This window comes from Idiomarina seosinensis, assembly GCF_044797955.1.
Taxonomy (GTDB): Bacteria; Pseudomonadota; Gammaproteobacteria; order Enterobacterales; family Alteromonadaceae; genus Idiomarina; species Idiomarina seosinensis_A.
In genome coordinates this window covers 2449950-2469628 of sequence record NZ_CP085211.1, presented here as the reverse complement: position 1 = coordinate 2469628, position 19679 = coordinate 2449950, and the positions used below count along the sequence as shown (strand labels likewise).

Genomic DNA, 19679 nt, shown 5'->3' with positions numbered 1-19679 from the left:
TTACCCTACTAGATAGGTGCCGGTTCCGAAAGCAATATGCATGCCTTCCTGATTATGCAGCTCCATTCGTGCAACAGCCACTTTGTTACCGGAGCGGATGATGGTGGCACTGGCGATAAACTCAGAGCCTCTGCCCGGGCGCAAATAATCAACCCGTAAGTCGATCGTACCACAACGGCTAAGCCGTTCCATCAGGTAACTTTCGGAAGGATTCTCCAGCCGGGATACCATCCCGGCAATAGCCACCAGGCCTCCGGCAGTATCCAGCGCCGTCGAGGTGACTCCGCCATGCAGCATGCGTTGCGGTACATTGCCCATCAATTCATCCTGCCAGCGAAACTTTAATTCGCTTTTATCGGCATTAAACTTTGTAATTTCAAAACCCACCTGGCGCTGAAACGGAACCAGGTCGTTCATGTAATCGCAAACTTTTGTCAGTATTTGTTGAGTGTCCATTTTTACCATGGTGATTAAAGGCCAGGAGGCTTACAATAGAGCGATGAAGTTAAACAAGTCAATAGGCGCGGTGCAAGTCTCGTATGCTAGCGATAAAAGACGAAAATAATGAACAATCGACGCCAGATCAGCAGCTAATCGATCATCTTAGCGAAAAGTTACAGGAAGTCTTCGGTTATTCTGAGTTTCGCCAGGGCCAGCAGGGCGTCATGCTGAAAGCGCTGCACGGTCGGGATACGCTGGTATTGATGCCAACGGGCGGGGGTAAGTCTCTTTGTTACCAGCTACCGGCACTGTGTAACCCCGGGTTAACCGTAGTGATTTCACCTTTATTGTCCTTAATGCAGGACCAGGTGGAAGCGTTACAGGCCATGGGTGTGGCTGCGGCGACACTGCACTCGGGGCTGTCGCCTGAGCAGTCGATGACGGTGCTACAGCAGTTACAGCAACAGCAAATCAAAGTGCTTTATGTTAGCCCTGAAAGAGCACTTCAGTCTGGCTTTGTTGAGCGCCTGCAGGCGCTCAAGCTGGCCTTTATTGCCATCGACGAGGCTCATTGTATCAGTCAGTGGGGACACGATTTTCGACCAAATTATGGGCAGCTGGGGCAGCTGCGTCAGTATTTGCCTGGTGTTCCTTTTATGGCGCTGACTGCTACTGCCGATGCCGCTACGCAACACGATATTATCGAACGCCTGCAACTACAGGATCCCTATTGTCACCGCAGCTCTTTTGACCGCCCGAATATCCGTTATGTGGTGCAGGAAAAGTACAAGCCGCTAAAGCAAATAAAAGACTACATCAAAAAACAAAAAGGCTCAGCCGGTATTGTGTACTGTGGTTCGCGCAAAAAGACCGAAGAGATTTCTGAAAGCCTGCAACAGGCTGGCATTAAGGCTGTGCCTTATCATGCGGGTCTGGACCATGAGCTGAAGGAAACCACATTGCGGCAGTTTTTACGCGATGATGTGGACGTTGTGGTGGCGACTATCGCTTTTGGTATGGGAATTAACAAGCCTAATATCCGTTTCGTGGTGCATTTTGATATCCCCCGGAGTATCGAGTCTTATTATCAGGAAACCGGTCGTGCCGGCCGTGATGGTCTGCCTGCCGAAGCCTTAATGTTATTTGATCCGCGCGATGCCCAGTGGATACAGCGAATGATAGATGAGCAGGATAACGAACACCGTCGCCTGGTCGAGAAGCAAAAATTTGCCGCAATGCAGGCAATGGCGGAAGCGCAGACCTGTCGGCGGTTGGTGTTATTAAATTATTTTAACGAGTTTAGTGATAAAGAATGTGGCAACTGCGACCTGTGTCTGGATCCGCCACAACGCTTCGATGCTCTGCAGGATGCACAAAAGGCATTAAGCTGTGTCTACCGGGTTGGCCAGCAATTTGGTATTGCTCATGTGGTTGAGGTACTGCGAGGCTCAAAAAGTCAGCGTATCCTGGATTTGCAACACGACCAGTTAAGTACTTATGGGCTGGGCCAAAATGAGTCGCAGGAGTACTGGTTTTCAGTTTTGCGTCAGCTAATCCACCGGGGCTTTATCGTGCAGGACATTCGGCGCTTTGCCGCATTACAATTAACAGAAGAAGCCCGGGCTGTATTACGTGGCGAGGTTACTCTTGAGCTGGCGAAGCCGCGTATTAACTTAACGGCAACCCGGAATAGCATCACCGATCGTGGTGATTATAATAAAATCCTGTTCCGGCGTTTGCGCAAGTTACGCAAAGATATCGCGGACCGGGACGGGGTGCCGCCCTTTGTTGTTTTCAGTGATGCCAGTCTGGTTGAAATGTGTATTGAGTATCCGACTACTGCGGACGATATGCTCAGCATTTCAGGTGTTGGCCGGGTTAAGCTGGAACGTTACGGCGGCGAGTTTATTCAGGCGATAGAGCAGTTTTTAAATGGCGCAAGTGAACGGCAGTTATTTAATGGCTGATAATGAATCTATTGTTTTAGCGGTCCTGCCGGCTACCGAAGCAGAATACGATGACTGGGCTGATCGCCTCGCTACCTGCGTGGATGCCAGCATCCGCGGCTGTGAGGTCGCTGCCGATCAGTATTGCTGGCAGCTATCCATTAATCACCGTCACTGGTTACTGCATTATTCTGATATTTGCGACGCAGCCTGGTTAGAGCCCCTGGAAGGGGCTGATGTCGGTGTTTTGCAAGCGCTTAATGCAGCCGGCTACGTCAAGTAGATAGCCGGCCTTGCCTACTGACCTAAATAGCTTTCTTTCAACTGTCGCCATTCGGCAGACTGGACAACCCTTAACAGCTCCTGATTTAGTGGCTCGCGCAGCTTACTGCCCTGCGGCAGAACAAAGCCGTAATCCTGGGGCAGCACCCGCTCAGGTAACAAGCGGATATCGTTCAGAGCCTGGCTACGCACCGAATAGCGCAAGATAGACTCATCATAAATAACAGCATCCAGCCGTCCCGACTCGAGACGGTTAAGTGCTGTTTCCAGATCGGTGAAGCTTTCAAAGCCAATATTCTGCTGGTGCAGCCATTTAGCCGTTGCGGAGTTGGCTAACGTGGCAACCCGGGCATGGGGCAGGTCAGAGCTGGCTGACACCTTGGACTGAAACTGAGAAACAGTCAGTGAGGAGGCAATCGATGCAGTGAAGCTGGAAATAATAATCACGCAGGTAAACATCCAGACCAGGCTGACAATACGGCCACCCAAGCTGCGCGGTGATTTATCACCATAACCTACGGTTGTCATCGTAACCGCTGCCCACCAAAAGCCCGATCCCAGACCCTGAACCGGTTTAGAAGGAAACTCCTCGGTATTAAGGCGTCGCTCAAAAAGCCACACTAAAGCTCCCGCAATTAAAAGCACAACGGCTAAAATTAGAAGAATGGTTAAAAATTCAACCGAAGCAAAGCGCTTGGCAACCGCCCACCACGTAGAGGTATTCTGGCTGGGTACGGCAATGGCTAACCCGCCATTATGAAATGGCTGACTGAAGTCGAGCCGCTGCTCACGGTCGGCGGTAACGGTTAATGCACCAATACCAACATCGTAATGCCCTTGTTCGACTCCGTCGATAACCGCATTTAACCCCATGGGTTCAAACTGATAGGGCTGATCCAGCTGCTCGGCAATTTCTTTCCACAACTGGATAGCCAGCCCTTCATAGCCGTTTTCTGTTTCCATAACAAAAGGCGCGTTAACCCTGACAGCCACTGTCAGCGGTTCTTCTTTATCAATAGTCTGTGCCATAGCGGAAAAGCTCGCCAGCGTGTGAATAATGACAACGAGCGTTTGTAAAAAACCTTTTATACCCATTAAGTTACTCCTGGATAAAAACTTTTAATTTGGCGAGTAATTCGTTAGTTTTGTTGAATATCGCTTGATTCGCAAGTTAATCAGCTTCAAAATGAGAATGGTTATCATTAACGAGGGAGTTACTATGAAGAACCTAACCTTAATCGCTTTAACCTTATGCTTTGGTTTGTCGGCTGCCGCGCTTGCAGATGATGACGACGAGATGTATCAGCATTACAAACCCGAAAAGTCTGAAAACCTTCAGCAAGCGATAAAGAATTTAAATAAATACAATGCGACGCTCAGTGAATTAATTTCAGGTGACCTCGATGCGCAGGATCAGGCAAAAATTCATGAGCTGACTTACACTCTGGAAGTCGCCTTAGAGCGTCTTGACGATGAGCTGGACAAAGCCGCTGAGCAGCTTGAAGAGGTTCACCTGGGCTCGGAAAGTATGGACAAAGAGCGGATTACTGAAAACGGTAAAAAGTACCTTAAGACGCTGCAAAAAATCCTTGGCCGCACATCGGCAGATTAAAGCGTCGCGATAAACTGCTTCATATGCCGTAGCCAAAAGCTTTGCGGCTGAGTCATTGCATTGCGCCCTATGGTAACTTCACAAACGGCACGATGACTATCACCACTGCGTGGCAGGGGCAGGATAACAACGCCCTGCTCCTGAACATATAAGCTGATTTTGTCAGCTAAACGCTGGCGAGAGATGGCAAAGGTCAAATGAAACATTGCTGCCTGAGGCGGGTCAGGAGTAACCTCAACCCCCTTTAGCTCGGCCAGAGCAGAGCCCAGAGCGTGCGCATATCGCACTGCATCCGGCATCATCGGAAGGTTTTCACGCAGGCCGCGACGCGCTGCAAGTATCTCTGGGTAAAGGCTAATTAAGTTGCCCCCGGCACGGCGGGCCCAAATTTTTGCCTGCTGAATAAACTTTGTATCGGCGGCCAGGACAGCTCCGCTAATGCCCCCCAGGTCCTTATAAAAGCTGACATAGACTGAGTCGAATAAGGCACTTATTTCGTCCAGACCGCGCTGATAAAAGTCCGGCGTCTGCCATAACCTGGCACCGTCCAGGTGCCGCCGAATACCGTTTTCTCTAGCCCACTGAGACTGTTCCTTCAGGCTGTCCCAGGCCGGCAGCTGGCCACCAATTTCACGCATAGGTAGCTCAATTAATAACGCCCCCAGCGGCTCAGCGTTTAAGGCTTTTAAGTCTGCGGGTTTAATCGGTTGTTGTGGATCACCAATCGCTTGGGGGTTCAGGCCCCAGAGGTGCTCAATACCCATTTGTTCGTGCAATAGCAAATGCGAGCTGGGGTGCAGGGCAACGTCAGTTTTGCCGGTCTGCAGGCTATGGACTTTAAGCGCGAGGGGCTGGGCTAGTGTGCCTGTCGGTAAAAATAATGCAGCCTCCTTACCCAGTAGTTCGGCAATCTGGTATTCGAAATCTTCAATCAGTTGGCCGCTGCCATAGACGTCCCGCTGTTCGTCCTCTGCGACCTCTTTGGCCAGCTGGTTCAGCTGTTCGGCCATGGTCGCCTGAGGGTGTCGCAATAAATTGTAAGAGGCTTGTTGGCAGGCCGACTGATATCGTTGTTGAATACTGGGGTCAATCATAACGCTTACCTTATTGTTGGACGGCCTATTTCATGTGTACCTTGCCACCGATCATTTTGTAGGCCGGTGTACCCCGAATCATGGTTTCGCGGGCAAACTCCTGACCACACCCGGGACAATGGCAGGCGGTGTCGGTGTGATCCTCTACGATTCGCTCCAAAAAGCACTTAACCAGGGCGCCCTTGCCCCCTTTTCGATACTTAAATAACGGTGCTTTGCAGTGCAGGCACGAAATCTGTACGGTACGCTTCGGGCCTTTTTTATTTGGCTTTGACATAAAGTACTCCAAATAGTGTAACAAGCAGGCTATAGTTTTTCTTCTTGTTATTTTTTGCTCACTAACAATAATAAAAAAGGTCCTGTCATGAAATATTCAATTATTGCCTTAGCCATCGGCGGTTTACTGACCGGTTGTAGTCAGCCCTCTGAGCCCCAAAATCAACAGTCTCAGGCCCAGCAGTCTGAGTCAACAGCCCAGTCTCAATTGTCTGAAAGCGAGCGCCTTAACGCCTGGTTTGATGAAAAATATCAGCAGCAGCTGCAACTCAGCCCCATGCAAATGACTTTTCTGGGTATTAAGCAGCGCTATGATGAAATAGATGATATGAGCATTGAGGCTGAACAGCAGCGATTGCAGTGGATGGCAGACAGTGTTACCGAACTGGAAAACAGCTTCGATTACGAGCAGTTATCTGACGAGGCTAAAACCTCCTATGATGTCTGGGTTTATCAGTACGAACAGCAAAAACGAGAGGCTGAATACCGGCAATACGATTATGTGTTCGATCAGATGCGCGGCGCACATACTTTTATGCCGCAGTTTTTGTTGAATTTTCATCGCGTTGATAATCCACAGGATATGGAGGCCTACATTGCACGGCTCAGTGCTTCTGCAGGCGCGCTGGAGCAGCTTTTGCAAAGAGCAGAGCAACAGGTTGAGCAAGGTATCCGAGCGCCAAAATTTGCCTATCGGCTTATCATTGACGAGTCAAAAAAAGTGATCACCGGGGCGCCATTTACTGAAGGTGAAGACTCGGCGTTTATGGCCGATGCCAATAAAAAAATTACCACCTTGTTGGAGCAACAAAAAATTGATCAGGCAACCGCCGAATCCATGCGCAGCCGGGCCGCGGATGTGCTGTATAAGCAAGTGCTTCCGGTTTATGAAGAAATTATCGCATTTTTTGAAGCTGACATAGAGAACACTCCTGACGTTGCCACCGGCATGCATCGGTTTGACGGCGGTACCGAGTTTTATAATGCCATGCTGAAAAATTATACGACAACGGAAATGACCGCAGACGAGATTCATCAGCTGGGTCTGCAAGAAGTCGAGCGACTGAACAACGAGATGCTGGAAATTAAGGATAAAGTTGGCTTTGAAGGTGATTTGCAGGAGTTCTTTGCTTTTATCCGTACCGATGAACAGTTTTTTTATCCCAACAACGATCAGGGCGCTGAGATGTACATTGCGGACTCTCAAAAGCACCTGGACTTTATTGACGAACGGCTTCCGGAGTACTTTGGTATCCTGCCAAAGGCGGATCTGGTGGTAAAACGGGTGGAGCCTTTTCGTGAGCAGGATGGTGCGGCACAGCATTACTTCCCCGGTACGCCGGATGGCTCACGTCCGGGTGTCTACTATGCACACCTTTCCGATATGAGTGCTATGCCTAAAAACGAATTAGAGGCCATTGCCTACCACGAAGGCAGCCCGGGACATCATATGCAACTATCCATTGCCCAGGAGCTGGAGTCGGTGCCCGAATTCCGGACACAGGCTGGTTTTACTGTTTATAGTGAGGGCTGGGGCCTTTATTCGGAGTTGCTGGCCAAGGAGATGGGCGCTTACCAAAACCCCTATTCAGACTTTGGCCGGCTGATTACTGAAACCTGGCGTGCTGTCCGCTTAGTCGTTGACACCGGTATGCACGCAAAAGGCTGGACTGAAGAAGACGCAGTTAATTATTTCGAACAGTATACGCCGATAGCAGAAGGGGCAGTTCGCTCGGAAGTTCGTCGCTATTTGGTGATGCCGGGTCAGGCGACTGCTTATAAAATCGGAATGATAAAAATTCTTGAGCTACGTGAGCAGGCTGAAGAAGCCTTAGGCGATAAATTTGATATTCGTGGTTTTCACGATACGGTATTAGGTGGCGGCGCAGTGCCGTTGCAGATACTGGAGCGCCGGGTACAGCAGTGGGTGGCTGAACAGCAGGCCTAGCCGAAGCGAATACAATTGCGGCCATCGGACTTTGCTTTGTAAAGTCCTTTGTCCGCATTGCCTAATAGCCGCTTAACCGTACTGTCAACCTCGGCATCAGCAGGCGGCAACTCAAAATAGCCGCCAATACTGATGGTCACATAAGGGCTACTAAAGGACTTCTGGTGGTCGATTTTCAGAGCTTGTATCGCTGCCAACAGCTCGTTCGCCTCTCGCAGGGCGTGGCCGGCTGAATTGGTCGACATAATGATGGCAAACTCTTCGCCGCCGTAGCGGGCAACAAAGTCTGTGTTACGTTGCATAAGCCGGGCCAGGCATTCAGCAACCGATTTAAGAACTGCATCCCCTTTTAGATGACCGTAAAAGTCATTGTAGGCTTTAAAATTATCAATATCGATGAGCAGAACCGCGATACCGGTACGCTGGCGCTTAGCTCGTTTTACCTCAGCCTGCAGTTTCTCATCCAGCGCCCGGCGATTGGCAATTCCGGTCAGGCCGTCCTGATTAACTTGCGCCTGAAGTTTTAAGTTAGCCTCTTCCAGCTGGCGCTGAGTTTGAATAAGTTTTTTTAAGGTATTTTGCTGCTCAAGGGTATTTGCCAACATATCAGCAACCAGGCTAAGCCGCTGGATATCGGATTTACTCCACCGATGTTGCCGGCGGACCATATCGCAGCCAACGAAGCCCAGTAATTTCTGATTTGCTACCAGGCCAATGCAAATGACAGATTGAATACCTTCTCGCTTAAACTCAGCATATTCTTTCGCGGCCTCGGCGGGAAGTGTATTAACGTCGTCAACGATAAAGCGGTAATTAGAGCGCATTGTTGCAAAAAAGAACGGCAGGTCCTTGTGGCTAACCTGCTGCAGCTCATCGATGTGCGCAGATAGATTATCAGCCACCCATTCGTGCGTATTGCTCATTAGCTGAACATCAGAGCTGAACTGAAAAATATAACAGCGATCGGCGCCAACGCAGTTGCCGAACGCGGCAATCACCTCAGCCATACAGTCTTGAGTTTCGACAGGCTCACTATTGATCAGCCGGGTTGATAGCTGAGACAACAATTGGTCGAACGAGTCGCCAGAGTGATGATAACGAGCGTCCATAAATTCCTTATTGTTAGTTGGTTATTATTTAACCAGGTATAAGGATTAACCTAAATATAGACCATATCTCTACAAATTAATGCGGAAATGTGTAATTAAAGCCGCCAGCTGCGAATCATTGCCATGTTCTGCCTGCTTATTAAACTGCCACAGCGACCCGGCTTTGCTATCCGGCCAGTTGATTAACGCCGGATTATTGCCGACCCGCGTTATCCTGCTTTGATTCAGCCGCGCCATGGTGTACCACCAGAGATCGTCGGCGTACGGGGCTAAACGCAGTGCCAGGGACAGGTCCGTTGCAGTTGATGGCAAACTACCGGGGGGAAACAGCACACCTGCACCACTGGTAAAAAATAATCGCGGATCAGGGCCTCTCACTTCAGTTTTTGGGTACCATTTTCGGTACGGCTTAGGTTGTCCGTCCGGCCGTGTCGCTAGGTAATGTGCCCGCCAGCATAAGATCTCGCGGTAGTCACCGGAAAACCCTGCAACCATTGTCGATAACCAGTCCGGGCGATAATAAATGTCATCGTCAGCTGTAACATGAAAGGCATCGGGGAAAGCAGTCAGTGCTGGAATAAGCTTCTTATAGGAACGGCTGTCTTTGGCTACCGGAACGATTGTCAGGCCCTCACCCTCCAATTGCCTGACATTTTCCGGTAAGTCTTTTATGTCTTCCTGGTAAAGCCAAAGATTGACCCGGTCGGGGCGTACATCCTGCAGCAACAAGGACTTAATGGTCAGGTGCAGACTACTGAAGCGTTTTGGAAACGAGGTTAAATTCACCATTAACGGCGCTGGCAACGAGTGAACGGGAGGTTGCAGGGGCTTATTCTGCCACGATGCCTGAACTATGCTCACGGCATTTTTTCGCAAACCTCGTCCCTGCAACGACTTATATTTCCGCAGCCAGCGATAGTGCAAATAACTTAAAATATTCAATGGTGCCTCATAAAGCCCGGTTGCCGTGTAAAATAAAGAATATCGTGGTTAATATATTGGCGATATTACTGTAGCCTGACAAATTAACACAAATCAGCGCGCGGCCCATCAATAGGTTAATAAATGGCGTTAAAAGAAAGCTTTTATACATTACAGGAGTTTATGCTTCGTTTTGCCGCTTCCGGTCTTGTTCCGGCGCGGTGGGTATTTAATGTGCCCAAAACAAGTCAACTAACAAAGCCCGCTGCAGCACCCGAAACAATTGAAATTGTCAGCCACTGCTGGAATTACTCACACCTGCTCAGTTATCAACTAATGTCTCTAGTTGATAATCTCCCGCAGCAGTTCAGTATAAGATTTACGGTCTTTTACAGCAAAGAAGACAAGGCAACAGTTAAGCTACTAAATCAGTATAGTGCTGTGCGGCGGGACGGCATCCAGTGGAACTTTATTGAGCTGGACAAGAATGCTTTGTTACGCCGGGCTATCGGCCGAAACCAGGCAGCAAAAAACACAAGCGCTGACTGGATTTGGTTTACTGACTGCGATCTGGTTTTCGGTAAGGATACCTTTAACAGCCTGGCGCATGAGCTAACGGGGCAACGAAGCTTATTGGTTTTCCCCGAAAGGGTAAAAAGAACGTCACTGTTAGAAAAAAATAATAAGCTGTTAACCTGCGACGAATTTAACGTTGATGATTGCTTAAAGGGCGGTAGTGTTAAATTCCATACGTTTGAAAAAGCCACCGGCCCGGTGCAGATAGTTCATGGCCCGAGCGCTCGCAAGTATGGCTACTGCGACCAGTTGGCCTGCTATCAGCAACCACAGGAACGCTGGGTAAAAACGTATGAGGACAGAGCTTTTCGGTGGCTACTCGGTACTCATGGAGAACCCATTAACGTAGCCGATGTGAGTATAATACGTCATGTTGAAAAGGGCCGTTACGGATCGGATTCTGCCCTGTCAAAACTTCGCGAGATGAATCGTAAGATAAAAGATAAATTACTCGCGCGTTAATTTTAAAATGGGTGTAAAAGGAGTTTGCCAGTGAGTGACTTAGTTCCTGGATTCATTGTTGCGCATGGACACCGGCTGGAAGATCTGACTGATGTGGCGGTCGGCTTTACGCAAAATTACCCACTGGCGCCGCTGGAGCAGGAAACAGTGCTGGTACAAAGTAACGGTATTGCCCAGTGGTTAAAAATTAATTTGGCGCAGGCTAACGGAATTGCAGCGCTGGTTGATGTCACCCTGCCAGCCCGTTTTCAGTGGCAGGCGTATCGTGCCGTATTGGGTAATGAAATCCCGAAAACCTCGCCTTTTGATAAAGACCGTTTAACCTGGCGCTTAGTGCGTCTGTTACCTCAGCTTATTGCTGATAACCCCCATTTTGCCCCGCTAAAAAACTATACCACTGCTGATCAGGATGGCCGCAAGCTGTATCAATTAAGCGGACGCCTGGCAGACCTGTTTGATCAATATGCCGTGTATCGCGCCGACTGGCTGGATAACTGGGTACGTGGCCATGACGAACTGGAGAACGGACAGTCCGTTAACTCTGAGCAACTTTGGCAACCGGAGCTCTGGCGGGCAATTAGCAACGATATTGGTATTGATGACTACTGGAATAACCGTGCTGAACTGCATCAGCGTTTTATTGATACAGCACGGGCACTGAGCGAACGACCGGCAGGACTGCCGCCGCGGGTAGTGGTCTTTGGTATCTCTTCGTTGCCGCAGCAAATATTGCAGGTTCTGGATGCAATAAAGGGTTATACCCAGATCCTGTTATGTGTGCACAACCCCTCCCAGTACCACTGGGCCGATATTGTTGATGGCAAAGAGGCGCTGCGGCAGACGGTAAAAGCATCATCGCGGCTGCGGCACAAGCCTGAATTGCCCGATGACCCAGACGATGACGAGCTACATCAGCTGGCTCATCCGTTATTGGCCTCCTGGGGAAAACAGGGTCGTGACTATATTCGGTTACTTGACCTCTATGACGAAACCCTGGCCAAACAGGAAGCTTTTAATACCATCAAGCTGGAATTATTTGAAACGCACCCGACAGATCATTTATTAGCTCAGCTGCAGGATGATATTTTAAACCTGAGGCCTTTACCGGAAACCCGGCAACAATGGCCAACACCAAAGGCAACGGACAAATCGCTGCAGTTTCACGTTTGCCACAGCCCGCAACGAGAACTGGAAGTACTGCATGACCAGTTGCTGGACGCCTTTGCTAACGACCCGCAATTAAAGCCGCGCGATATTATGGTCATGCTGCCTGATGTGAACACTTACGCCCCCTACATCGATGCAGTATTTGGCCGCTATCATAGCCGGATGGGTGTCTGTGACCGCCGCGCCATTCCCTATACGATTGCCGATCAGGGCGAGCGTCACCAGCGCCCGCTAATGATCGCTCTGGAACTGCTTTTGCAAGTTGACCAGCTGCGCTTTACCCAGACCGACTTGTTTAGCCTGCTGTCAGTACCGGCAGTACAGCAACGTTTTAATATCACTGACGATGATCTGCCGCAATTAAAGCGCTGGGTAAAAGAGGCAGGCGCGCGCTGGGGTCTTAATGGCGAGCAGCGGCAACAGTTTTATATGCCGGCCGGTGAAGACACCAATAGCTGGTGGTTTGGCTTAAAACGGATGATTGCCGGATATGCCATGGGTGACCTGACCACTAACGAGCAGGGCAATCAAACACCCTGGGCAGATGTTGAGCCTTATGCCGAAGTGGCCGGATTAAGTGCTGCAGTGGTGGGCTACCTGGCTGACGTTGTACGCACTTTAGAGCGTTGGTGGCAGCGAACACAGGGTGAACAGACACTGACAGAATGGGTGGTTGAGGGCGAGTGGTTGCTGGCGGAATTTTTCCAGGCCGAAGATGATAGTGACCGCTTACTGTTAGCAAAGCTCAGCGACGAAGTGTACAAGTTGCGGGATATTTGTGTGGAAGCAGATAATCACTCGTTACTGACTCTGCCAATATTTAAAGATGCCTGGTTAGAACGAGTCGACCAGCAGAATCTTAACCAACGATTTTTAGCCGGCGCCGTTAACTTTGCTACCTTAATGCCAATGCGCGCTATTCCGTTTAAATATGTGTGTGTACTGGGGATGAATGAGAGCGACTATCCGCGCTCAGTACCCCGTGTCGACTTTGATTTAATGACGGATCGCTACCGCCCGGGTGACCGGTCACGCCGTGATGATGATCGCTATTTATTTCTCGAAGCCATGTTATCCGCCCGCGACTGCTTTTACCTAAGCTGGATTGGTTACAGTGTCAAAGATAACAGCGAGCGGACGCCCTCGGTTCTGGTTGCCCAACTGCGCGACCATATAGCGCAAGGCTGGGATATTGATGTGAACACACTGACGGCAGAGCATAAATTGCAGCCGTTTAACCCGTTGTATTTTAACCAGCAAGCGACAGACTACTTTACTTATGCAAGTGAGTGGAAGCAGGCATATCAACGGCCAGCTGAGCAGGCTGCCCCGCCAGCAAACGTCGTGGTTGAGTCCCGGCTGGAAAGAACCGTCAGCATTAACGATCTGAAACGTTTTATTGAGGAACCTGCGCGACTGTATTTTAACTGGAAGCTGGATACCTACTTTAGTCGCCACAGCGATGATCTGGACGATAGCGAAGCTTTTACCCTGGATAGTCTGCAGGGTTGGTCATTAACCAGCCGTTTAATAGAGGTCGGCAAACAAGCATTAGCCCGTTCCGCGGGGGTCGAAGCCCGGTTATTGCAAGAGTTACAGCGTATCAGGCGCGAGGGAGCCATAGGCATTGGCGCCATAGCAGAGCAAAGCGCTGCACGGCTGATTGAGCAGGCCCAGGAAATACTGACCACCTATCAACAACATGTTGCCGACTACCCCAGGGTGAATGAGCTGCCGCTGGAGGTTGGTTTTGAGTATAAAGGACTGACGCTGGAGGATACGGTCACCGGAGTACACTCCAATGACCAGGGCGATCGGCTATGGGTTGTTACATCCGCCAGCAATGTTGCCGCCAAAAACGGCAAAGGGATTGAGGAAAGTAGCTGGAAGCATGCCAGCAGATATTATATTGGTTTACTGCTACTTAATTTGCAGCGCCCGACCCGGCTTTTAATTATCTCAAAAGGTGGTTGCCGGCTGCAGGTCGCTCCGGTGCCGGCAGACATTGCGGTACAGAGGTTAGAGCAACTTCTCGAGCTGGTCGCCCTTTCTGTCCAACAACCACGAGCAATGCACCTTGAGGTTGCCATGAGCTGGCTAAAAGCGATGGAGAAAAAAGAAAAAGACCAGCAGTTAGCTCATGATTCGGCACGGAAAGCGTACGAGCAGGCGGGCTTCAATACTGCCGCTTTGATGACTGACAGTGACTACTGTTCGCGCATAGCGGAAAGCTACGACGCTATGGCGGCTTCGCCGCTTTTTCACCGTTTTATTGACGAACTTTACGAGCCCATGCGCTTGACCCTGGTGCCGGAGAAGAAATCATGAGCCACTTATTGTCGAACCCTCTTGATTTTCCCCTTAACAGCAGCCGCTTAATTGAAGCCAGTGCCGGCACAGGGAAAACCTATACCATTGCGGCGTTATACGTGCGTCTGGTCATTGGTCATGGCGATGAGGTTACTGGTTTTGAGCACGAGCTGGTGCCAAAAAATATTTTGGTGATGACATTTACCAAAGCCGCTACTGAGGAATTAAGCGACCGGATTCGCTCACGGCTGGCTGAAGCCGCCGCTTATTTTCGTGACCCTGAGGCATTGGACGCAGATCCGTTTTTAATGGCACTGCGTGAGGACTGCGCTGCTAAAGGACAAGACTTAATACATCTGGCGCGGCTACTTGATTTAGCGTCACAATCAATGGATGAAGCTGCGGTAAAAACCATTCATGGCTGGTGCCAGTCAATGCTGACAGAGCACGCCTTTGCCAGTGGCAGCTTGTTTAGCCAGGACGTTAAAACCGACAACGAAGCACTTGTTATTCAGGCTGCTGAAGATTACTTCCGCTGCTTTATCTACCCGGCCAATGAACAACTCAGCGCCCGGTTACTGGATGATCTCAAGTCACCTGAAAATTTAGCGGCCCTTAGCGCTAGTTTGAACAAAGCCGGGCAAACAGCCGTGACCGGCGATTTACAGACATTGTTAAAACAGGCTGAAACCGCTCATCAGCAACGAATAGCGGTAATAAAGCAAGAGTTAGAACCGATTATCAAGGATCTGATCGATAAAACAGCGCAAGCGAAAAGCACCAAAACTAAGCTGGATCAGTTTCAGAAGTTTGCCGATTGGTGTGCCGATCCCGACTTAATTGAACCCAAAGTGTCAGCAACCAACTGGAAAAACATCGGTACTGATGAACTACAAAAATTTGCAGACAGTAAGCTCGGTGGTATGCCCGCTGAGTGGGGTATGTTAGGTAAACTGCAGGAGCGAATAAAACACAGCAGGGCATTGCACCAGGAAGAGCTGGCGAAAGTCAGGCAGCATGCTGCGTACTGGGTCAGTTGCCGGTTTTCAGAACTGCAACATCAGCGCGCAGAAATGGGTCATGATGACATGTTGACGCGCTTACGGGACGCTTTAAAAGGGCCGGGCGGCGAGGCCCTGGCCGCAGCTATCCGCAAGCAGTACCCCGTTGCAATGGTAGATGAGTTTCAGGACACAGATCCGGTTCAGTATGAGATTTTCAATCGAATTTATAATTTAGCCAAGCCTCATAGCGGCACCGGTATATTTCTTATTGGCGACCCGAAACAGGCGATTTACAGTTTTCGAAACGCCGATATTTACACCTACCTGAAAGCTCGTCGCGATACTGAGGGCCGCCATTATAATCTGGCCCGGAATTTTCGCTCCTCGCAGGCCATGGTGGACAGTGTAAATACGTTATTTAAACGGGCTGAAATATTGTCGCGCGGCGCTTTTTTGTTTAAAAGTGAAAGCGACAACCAGTTACCCTTTAATCCTGTGGATGCCCACGGGCTTAAGCAGACCTTCAGGCACTGCCTGTTATCCAGCAGTCCAAAAATAGCTCCGGCCCTTTTGTGGTCCGTATCCAATGGCAAAAAGCGTACAAAAGAAACGTTCTTTCGGGCCGCAGCCAACCACCATGCGAATCTGATGGTGTCATTGCTGAACGACCCTGAAGCAGGCTATTACAACCCCGCGGGCAAACTTGAACAACGGGTTAAGCCCGGTGATATCGCGGTGCTGGTAAACAACTTCAGTGAGGCTAATGCAATTAAAAAGGCATTGAGCGACCGTGGTTTAAAAAGTGTTTATCTGTCTGATCGTGAGTCGGTTTTCGCCCAGCGGGTAGCCAAAGATTTACTGATACTGGTCAGTGCCTGTGCTGAACCACGTGATCCTTCTTCGATAAGAAGTGCCTTAGCCACCCGGCTGCTTGCTTTACCGCTATCGGAACTGGAGCATATCCACAGTGATGAACAGGCATGGGAAGACCGTGTTGAGCAGTTTTTAACCTACCATGACCAATGGCTTCGGCAAGGCCTGTTAGCCATGCTGCACCGGCTGCTGCATGATTATCAAGTGCCGGCAAAATTGTTGCAGGATCCCCTTCATGGCGAACGTCAGTTATCCGATGTATTGCACATTGCCGAGCTTTTGCAGCAGCAAAGCATGGTACTGGACGGTATTCCGGCGCTGGTAAATCACTTTGCTGAACAGGTAAATGAACGACATGGCTTTAGCCGGAACAGTCGCTCTCAGACCGATGAACAACAGCTGCGCCTGGAAAGTGATGATGAACTGATAAAAATTATCACTATTCACAAATCAAAGGGACTGCAGTATCCGCTGGTATTTATGCCCTTTGTGGCTTATACCCAGGCGGAAAAATCCCGGTTAAAGGTTCCGGCTGGCTACCATGATGAGCAGGGCAAGCTGCAGATGCTGTGGTCACCCGATGATCCTAATAAGCAGCGGCTAAGTGATGAAATACTGGCCGAAGATTTACGCAAAATGTACGTCGCGGTAACGCGCGCGCAACACGCAACCTTTATTGCACTGGAAAAGGTCAGTGATCATAGCAACAACCCGCTATTTTATTTGCTCAATGGCGGGGCCGAGCCAACGGGTGAACTCTATAACCTTGTTAGCGAGCACTGGCAAAAATCACCCCATACAGGATTAACGCGACTGGAGGATGACGAGCCTTTAGTTCGGGTCTTAGAACAAGAGCAAAAAATACCAGAGCTGCAGCCGCGCACGATGCCGGCCGACCGAAAGCTCGAGCGATGGTGGGTTGCCAGCTACAGTGCGCTGCGATATCAGGGCTCAGCATCGCCAAGCGTTCCTGCACCGCAGTCGCCTGATGAAATGAACCTGTTAGATGAGCGCGACGACGAGCAAGCGGTCGTGGCCAGTGTTGCTGAGCCAGCCCTGGACAGTATCCACCATTTGCCGAAAGGCGCGGGTCCCGGTACCTTTTTGCATAATCTGCTGGAGGAAAGCGCTAACATCGGGTTTGCCCGTATCGCCAGCGAGGCAGTCGCACGCACAGAGTTAGTGCAGCGCTTTTGTGTCAGCCCCTACTGGCAAATGCATGAAAATAGCCTGAACCATTGGCTGAGTTCATATTTAAACAACGAATTTGTGCTGAATAGCCTTGGCGAAACGGCCAGTTTAAGTGCGCTTCAAACCTATAAAGCCGAGCCGGAGTTCTGGTTTGCGGCCAGCGAAGTAAGTGCCCAGAGTCTAGACACTCTGGTTCTGAAGCATATCTTACCAGGTCATGAACGCCCGGCACTGGAGCCTAATTTGCTTAACGGCATGCTGAAAGGCTTTATTGATTTGGTTTTCGAGCATAATGGCCGCTACTATGTTGCCGATTACAAGTCCAACTGGCTGGGTGAAGACGACCGCTCTTATACCGAACAGGCAATGCGGGAAAAGATTCTGCACAGCCGTTATGATCTGCAGTATGTGATTTACACACTGGCCCTGCACCGCCTATTAAAAGCGCGCCTGGGAAGTGAATACGATTACGACACCCATGTCGGTGGCGCGGTTTATTTATTTTTACGCGGCCACCGGGCCGAAACCGGCGGGGCATTTTGCGACCGGCCGCCGTGGTCATTAATTGAACAGCTGGACGCGCTGTTTGAGGGTAAGGAGCTGGTATGACAAAGGTAGCTGCAAAGACCCTGTTTGACGTTTTATTTGACTGGCGCGATGCCGGCTGGATACGGTCAATCGATCTGGCTTTTGCTGAATTCCTGCAGCATGCCGGCGAAGTAAGCGATGGCGTATTGCTGGCCGCTGTCTGTGCTTCACATCAGGCAGGAAGAGGTCATACCCACATTGACATCGCTGCGTTGCAGGCAAGCCCTGAAACAGCGCTGAACTTGCCACCCGAAAACCGCGATGCGCCCCAATGTCTTACGCCTAGTCAGCTTTTTAAGCAGTTTGGCGAAGATCTTGAAGCGGCTTTAGCACAAAGCCATTGTGTTGATACCTTATGCAATGGCAACCAACCCCTGGTATTGAGTGACGGTAAGCTGTATTTGCGTCGTTACTGGCAATATGAAACCTTTATTGAGCAGGATTTGCTGGCGCGTATGAACGACCAGCCAGTGACTAACGATGAATTATTGAAAACCACCCTGGCGAAGTTATTCACTGAAACCGCGGATATTAACTGGCAACGGGTGGCCTGTGCTAATACCGTGCGCAACCGCTTTAGTGTGGTAACCGGCGGCCCCGGGACAGGAAAAACCTACACGGTAGTGCGGCTGTTGACCGCCCTTCAGCACCAGACGCTAACGCTCGGGCTGCCGCCGTTGCGGGTATCGCTGGCAGCCCCGACCGGCAAGGCTGCCGCGCGGCTCACAGAATCAATAGAGAGCGAGCTCAATACGCTGCGCGGCGACGCAAAACTTGCCCCCCTGAAAGACGCGTTAGATTCCATAAAGCCCGAAGGCAAAACCTTGCACCGACTGCTGGGTGTAAAACCGAATTCGCGAGCGTTTAAACATAATACGGATAATCCACTGCGCACGGACGTCGTGATTGTCGACGAAGCTTCAATGATAGACATTGAAATGATGACGGCGCTGCTAAAAGCGACTCCTCAACTCGCGCGGCTGGTACTTATCGGTGATAAAGATCAGTTGGCTTCTGTAGAAGCCGGTGCGGTACTCGGTAACTTGTGTAGCGGAGCTGACCAGGGACATTACCATACCGAAACCGCCCGATGGTTACAGCAGGTAGCAGATACACCCGAGTTTCCGCAAGAATTAATCAACGATCAGGGACCTAAACGCCTGCAACATGTTGTTAAATTCCGTAAAAGTTACCGATTTTTTGGGCCTATTGCCGATCTTGCTAACGCCATTAACCGCCAGGATGACGCGGCTGTGCAACAGCATTTAGAACAAGCCCGCACCGCTGATAATGAACACTCAGTACAGCTTTATGAAGTCAGCAGCCTCGATGCCCCGGAATTTAAACAATTGGTGCGAGCCAGTAGCTCGCGGCCACGACGCGAGTCTTTCGAGCATTTTGACGAATACGCCAAGGCAGTGCTGGACGCCAATACTGACTTCCAAATCCTGACCGCCCTGCGCGAAGGCCCCTGGGGTGTAAAAGCGGTTAACCAAAAAGTTGGCGATATACTCAGCGTAAACGCCAACAGCTGGTACGAAGGCCGACCGGTAATGGTCACCAAAAATGATTACGGACTGAAGCTAAACAACGGCGATATCGGTATCGCCCTGAAAGACCCCGAACAGGGCCATTTAAGAGTTGCTTTCCCTGATCAAGAGCAGGGTGTGCGGTGGGTACTGCCAAGCCGCCTAACTCACATAGAAACCGTGTACGCCATGACCGTGCATAAATCTCAAGGCTCCGAATTCAAACACACCGTGATGGTGCTGCCCGATCACGACAGCCCCGTATTAACCAAAGAACTGCTGTATACCGGTATTACCCGGGCTAAAGAGCGGTTGAGTTTGGTGGGGAATGATTTAACTAACCTTTAACA

14 protein-coding genes are annotated in these 19679 nt (G+C 50.2%); 8 read left to right on the top strand and 6 right to left on the bottom strand.

The genetic code is table 11. The features are described 5' to 3' along the window. Complete coding sequence (locus tag LG288_RS11660; RefSeq protein WP_404400742.1) at nt 1–456, bottom strand: thioesterase family protein; 456 nt, start codon at nt 454–456, stop codon at nt 1–3. Nucleotides 457–539: 83 nt separating this feature from the next. Between LG288_RS11660 and recQ the strand changes: the two genes are divergently transcribed. Together recQ and LG288_RS11650 are read left to right on the top strand one after the other, a co-directional pair. Continuing rightward, nucleotides 540–2408 (top strand): DNA helicase RecQ, encoded by a 1869-nt coding sequence (gene recQ, locus LG288_RS11655; RefSeq protein WP_404400740.1) that lies wholly within the window; start codon nt 540–542, stop codon nt 2406–2408. Continuing rightward, nucleotides 2374–2670: a DUF3630 family protein gene (locus LG288_RS11650; protein ID WP_404400738.1), complete on the top strand. Its 297-nt coding sequence runs from the start codon at nt 2374–2376 to the stop codon at nt 2668–2670. The genes recQ and LG288_RS11650 overlap by 35 nt, the downstream gene beginning before the upstream one ends. A 14-nt stretch (nt 2671–2684) precedes the next feature. Here LG288_RS11650 and LG288_RS11645 read toward each other — a convergent pair whose 3' ends face one another. Beyond that, nucleotides 2685–3764, bottom strand: a complete 1080-nt coding sequence (locus LG288_RS11645; RefSeq protein ID WP_404400736.1) for a transporter substrate-binding domain-containing protein — start codon at nt 3762–3764, stop codon at nt 2685–2687. Between the two features lie 124 nt (nt 3765–3888). Here LG288_RS11645 and LG288_RS11640 point away from each other — a divergent pair, with 124 nt between their 5' ends. Then, nucleotides 3889–4281 carry a DUF6746 family protein gene (locus LG288_RS11640; RefSeq protein WP_404400734.1) on the top strand — a complete coding sequence of 131 codons (393 nt, stop codon included), beginning with the start codon at nt 3889–3891 and terminating at the stop codon, nt 4279–4281. Here the strand turns inward: LG288_RS11640 and LG288_RS11635 are convergent. Both LG288_RS11635 and LG288_RS11630 read right to left on the bottom strand, forming a co-directional pair. Continuing rightward, complete coding sequence (locus LG288_RS11635) at nt 4278–5375, bottom strand: threonine aldolase family protein (protein WP_404400732.1); 1098 nt, start codon at nt 5373–5375, stop codon at nt 4278–4280. The genes LG288_RS11640 and LG288_RS11635 overlap by 4 nt on opposite strands. Nucleotides 5376–5400: 25 nt before the next feature. Beyond that, nucleotides 5401–5652 carry a hypothetical protein gene (locus LG288_RS11630; RefSeq protein WP_404400730.1) on the bottom strand — a complete coding sequence of 84 codons (252 nt, stop codon included), beginning with the start codon at nt 5650–5652 and terminating at the stop codon, nt 5401–5403. An 87-nt stretch (nt 5653–5739) separates the two neighbouring features. On the opposite strand from LG288_RS11630, the gene LG288_RS11625 reads away from it, so the two are divergent. Continuing rightward, entirely contained in the window at nt 5740–7599 is a 1860-nt protein-coding gene (locus LG288_RS11625; protein WP_404400728.1) for a DUF885 domain-containing protein, read from the top strand. Here the strand turns inward: LG288_RS11625 and LG288_RS11620 are convergent. Both LG288_RS11620 and LG288_RS11615 read right to left on the bottom strand, forming a co-directional pair. Next, nucleotides 7596–8708 (bottom strand): sensor domain-containing diguanylate cyclase, encoded by a 1113-nt coding sequence (locus LG288_RS11620; protein WP_404400726.1) that lies wholly within the window; start codon nt 8706–8708, stop codon nt 7596–7598. The genes LG288_RS11625 and LG288_RS11620 overlap by 4 nt on opposite strands. Nucleotides 8709–8777: 69 nt before the next feature. Then, the gene (locus LG288_RS11615) at nt 8778–9569 is read right to left on the bottom strand and encodes a hypothetical protein (protein ID WP_404400724.1); all 792 of its coding nucleotides are present in this window, start codon (nt 9567–9569) and stop codon (nt 8778–8780) included. A 204-nt stretch (nt 9570–9773) separates the two neighbouring features. Here LG288_RS11615 and LG288_RS11610 point away from each other — a divergent pair, with 204 nt between their 5' ends. From LG288_RS11610 to recD, 4 genes are read left to right on the top strand one after another with little or no spacing between them, the layout of a single operon-like run. Continuing rightward, entirely contained in the window at nt 9774–10667 is an 894-nt protein-coding gene (locus LG288_RS11610) for a glycosyltransferase family A protein (protein ID WP_404400722.1), read from the top strand. Nucleotides 10668–10697: 30 nt separating this feature from the next. Beyond that, a complete protein-coding gene (gene recC, locus LG288_RS11605; RefSeq protein WP_404400720.1) occupies nt 10698–14162 on the top strand; it encodes an exodeoxyribonuclease V subunit gamma in 3465 nt (1154 codons plus the stop codon). Next, nucleotides 14159–17821: an exodeoxyribonuclease V subunit beta gene (gene recB, locus LG288_RS11600; RefSeq protein ID WP_404400718.1), complete on the top strand. Its 3663-nt coding sequence runs from the start codon at nt 14159–14161 to the stop codon at nt 17819–17821. Before recC ends, recB begins: the two co-directional genes overlap by 4 nt. After that, nucleotides 17818–19677, top strand: coding sequence for an exodeoxyribonuclease V subunit alpha (gene recD / locus LG288_RS11595; protein WP_404400716.1), 1860 nt, complete (start codon nt 17818–17820; stop codon nt 19675–19677). The genes recB and recD overlap by 4 nt, the downstream gene beginning before the upstream one ends. Nucleotides 19678–19679 lie beyond the last annotated feature (2 nt).

Coding starts and splice junctions, on each gene's coding strand:
- LG288_RS11660 (WP_404400742.1), bottom strand. CDS start 456: ATGGACACTCAACAAATACTGACAAAAGTTTGCGATTACATGAACGAC.
- recQ (WP_404400740.1), top strand. CDS start 540: ATGCTAGCGATAAAAGACGAAAATAATGAACAATCGACGCCAGATCAG.
- LG288_RS11650 (WP_404400738.1), top strand. CDS start 2,374: ATGGCGCAAGTGAACGGCAGTTATTTAATGGCTGATAATGAATCTATT.
- LG288_RS11645 (WP_404400736.1), bottom strand. CDS start 3,764: ATGGGTATAAAAGGTTTTTTACAAACGCTCGTTGTCATTATTCACACG.
- LG288_RS11640 (WP_404400734.1), top strand. CDS start 3,889: ATGAAGAACCTAACCTTAATCGCTTTAACCTTATGCTTTGGTTTGTCG.
- LG288_RS11635 (WP_404400732.1), bottom strand. CDS start 5,375: ATGATTGACCCCAGTATTCAACAACGATATCAGTCGGCCTGCCAACAA.
- LG288_RS11630 (WP_404400730.1), bottom strand. CDS start 5,652: ATGTCAAAGCCAAATAAAAAAGGCCCGAAGCGTACCGTACAGATTTCG.
- LG288_RS11625 (WP_404400728.1), top strand. CDS start 5,740: ATGAAATATTCAATTATTGCCTTAGCCATCGGCGGTTTACTGACCGGT.
- LG288_RS11620 (WP_404400726.1), bottom strand. CDS start 8,708: ATGGACGCTCGTTATCATCACTCTGGCGACTCGTTCGACCAATTGTTG.
- LG288_RS11610 (WP_404400722.1), top strand. CDS start 9,774: ATGGCGTTAAAAGAAAGCTTTTATACATTACAGGAGTTTATGCTTCGT.
- recB (WP_404400718.1), top strand. CDS start 14,159: ATGAGCCACTTATTGTCGAACCCTCTTGATTTTCCCCTTAACAGCAGC.
- recD (WP_404400716.1), top strand. CDS start 17,818: ATGACAAAGGTAGCTGCAAAGACCCTGTTTGACGTTTTATTTGACTGG.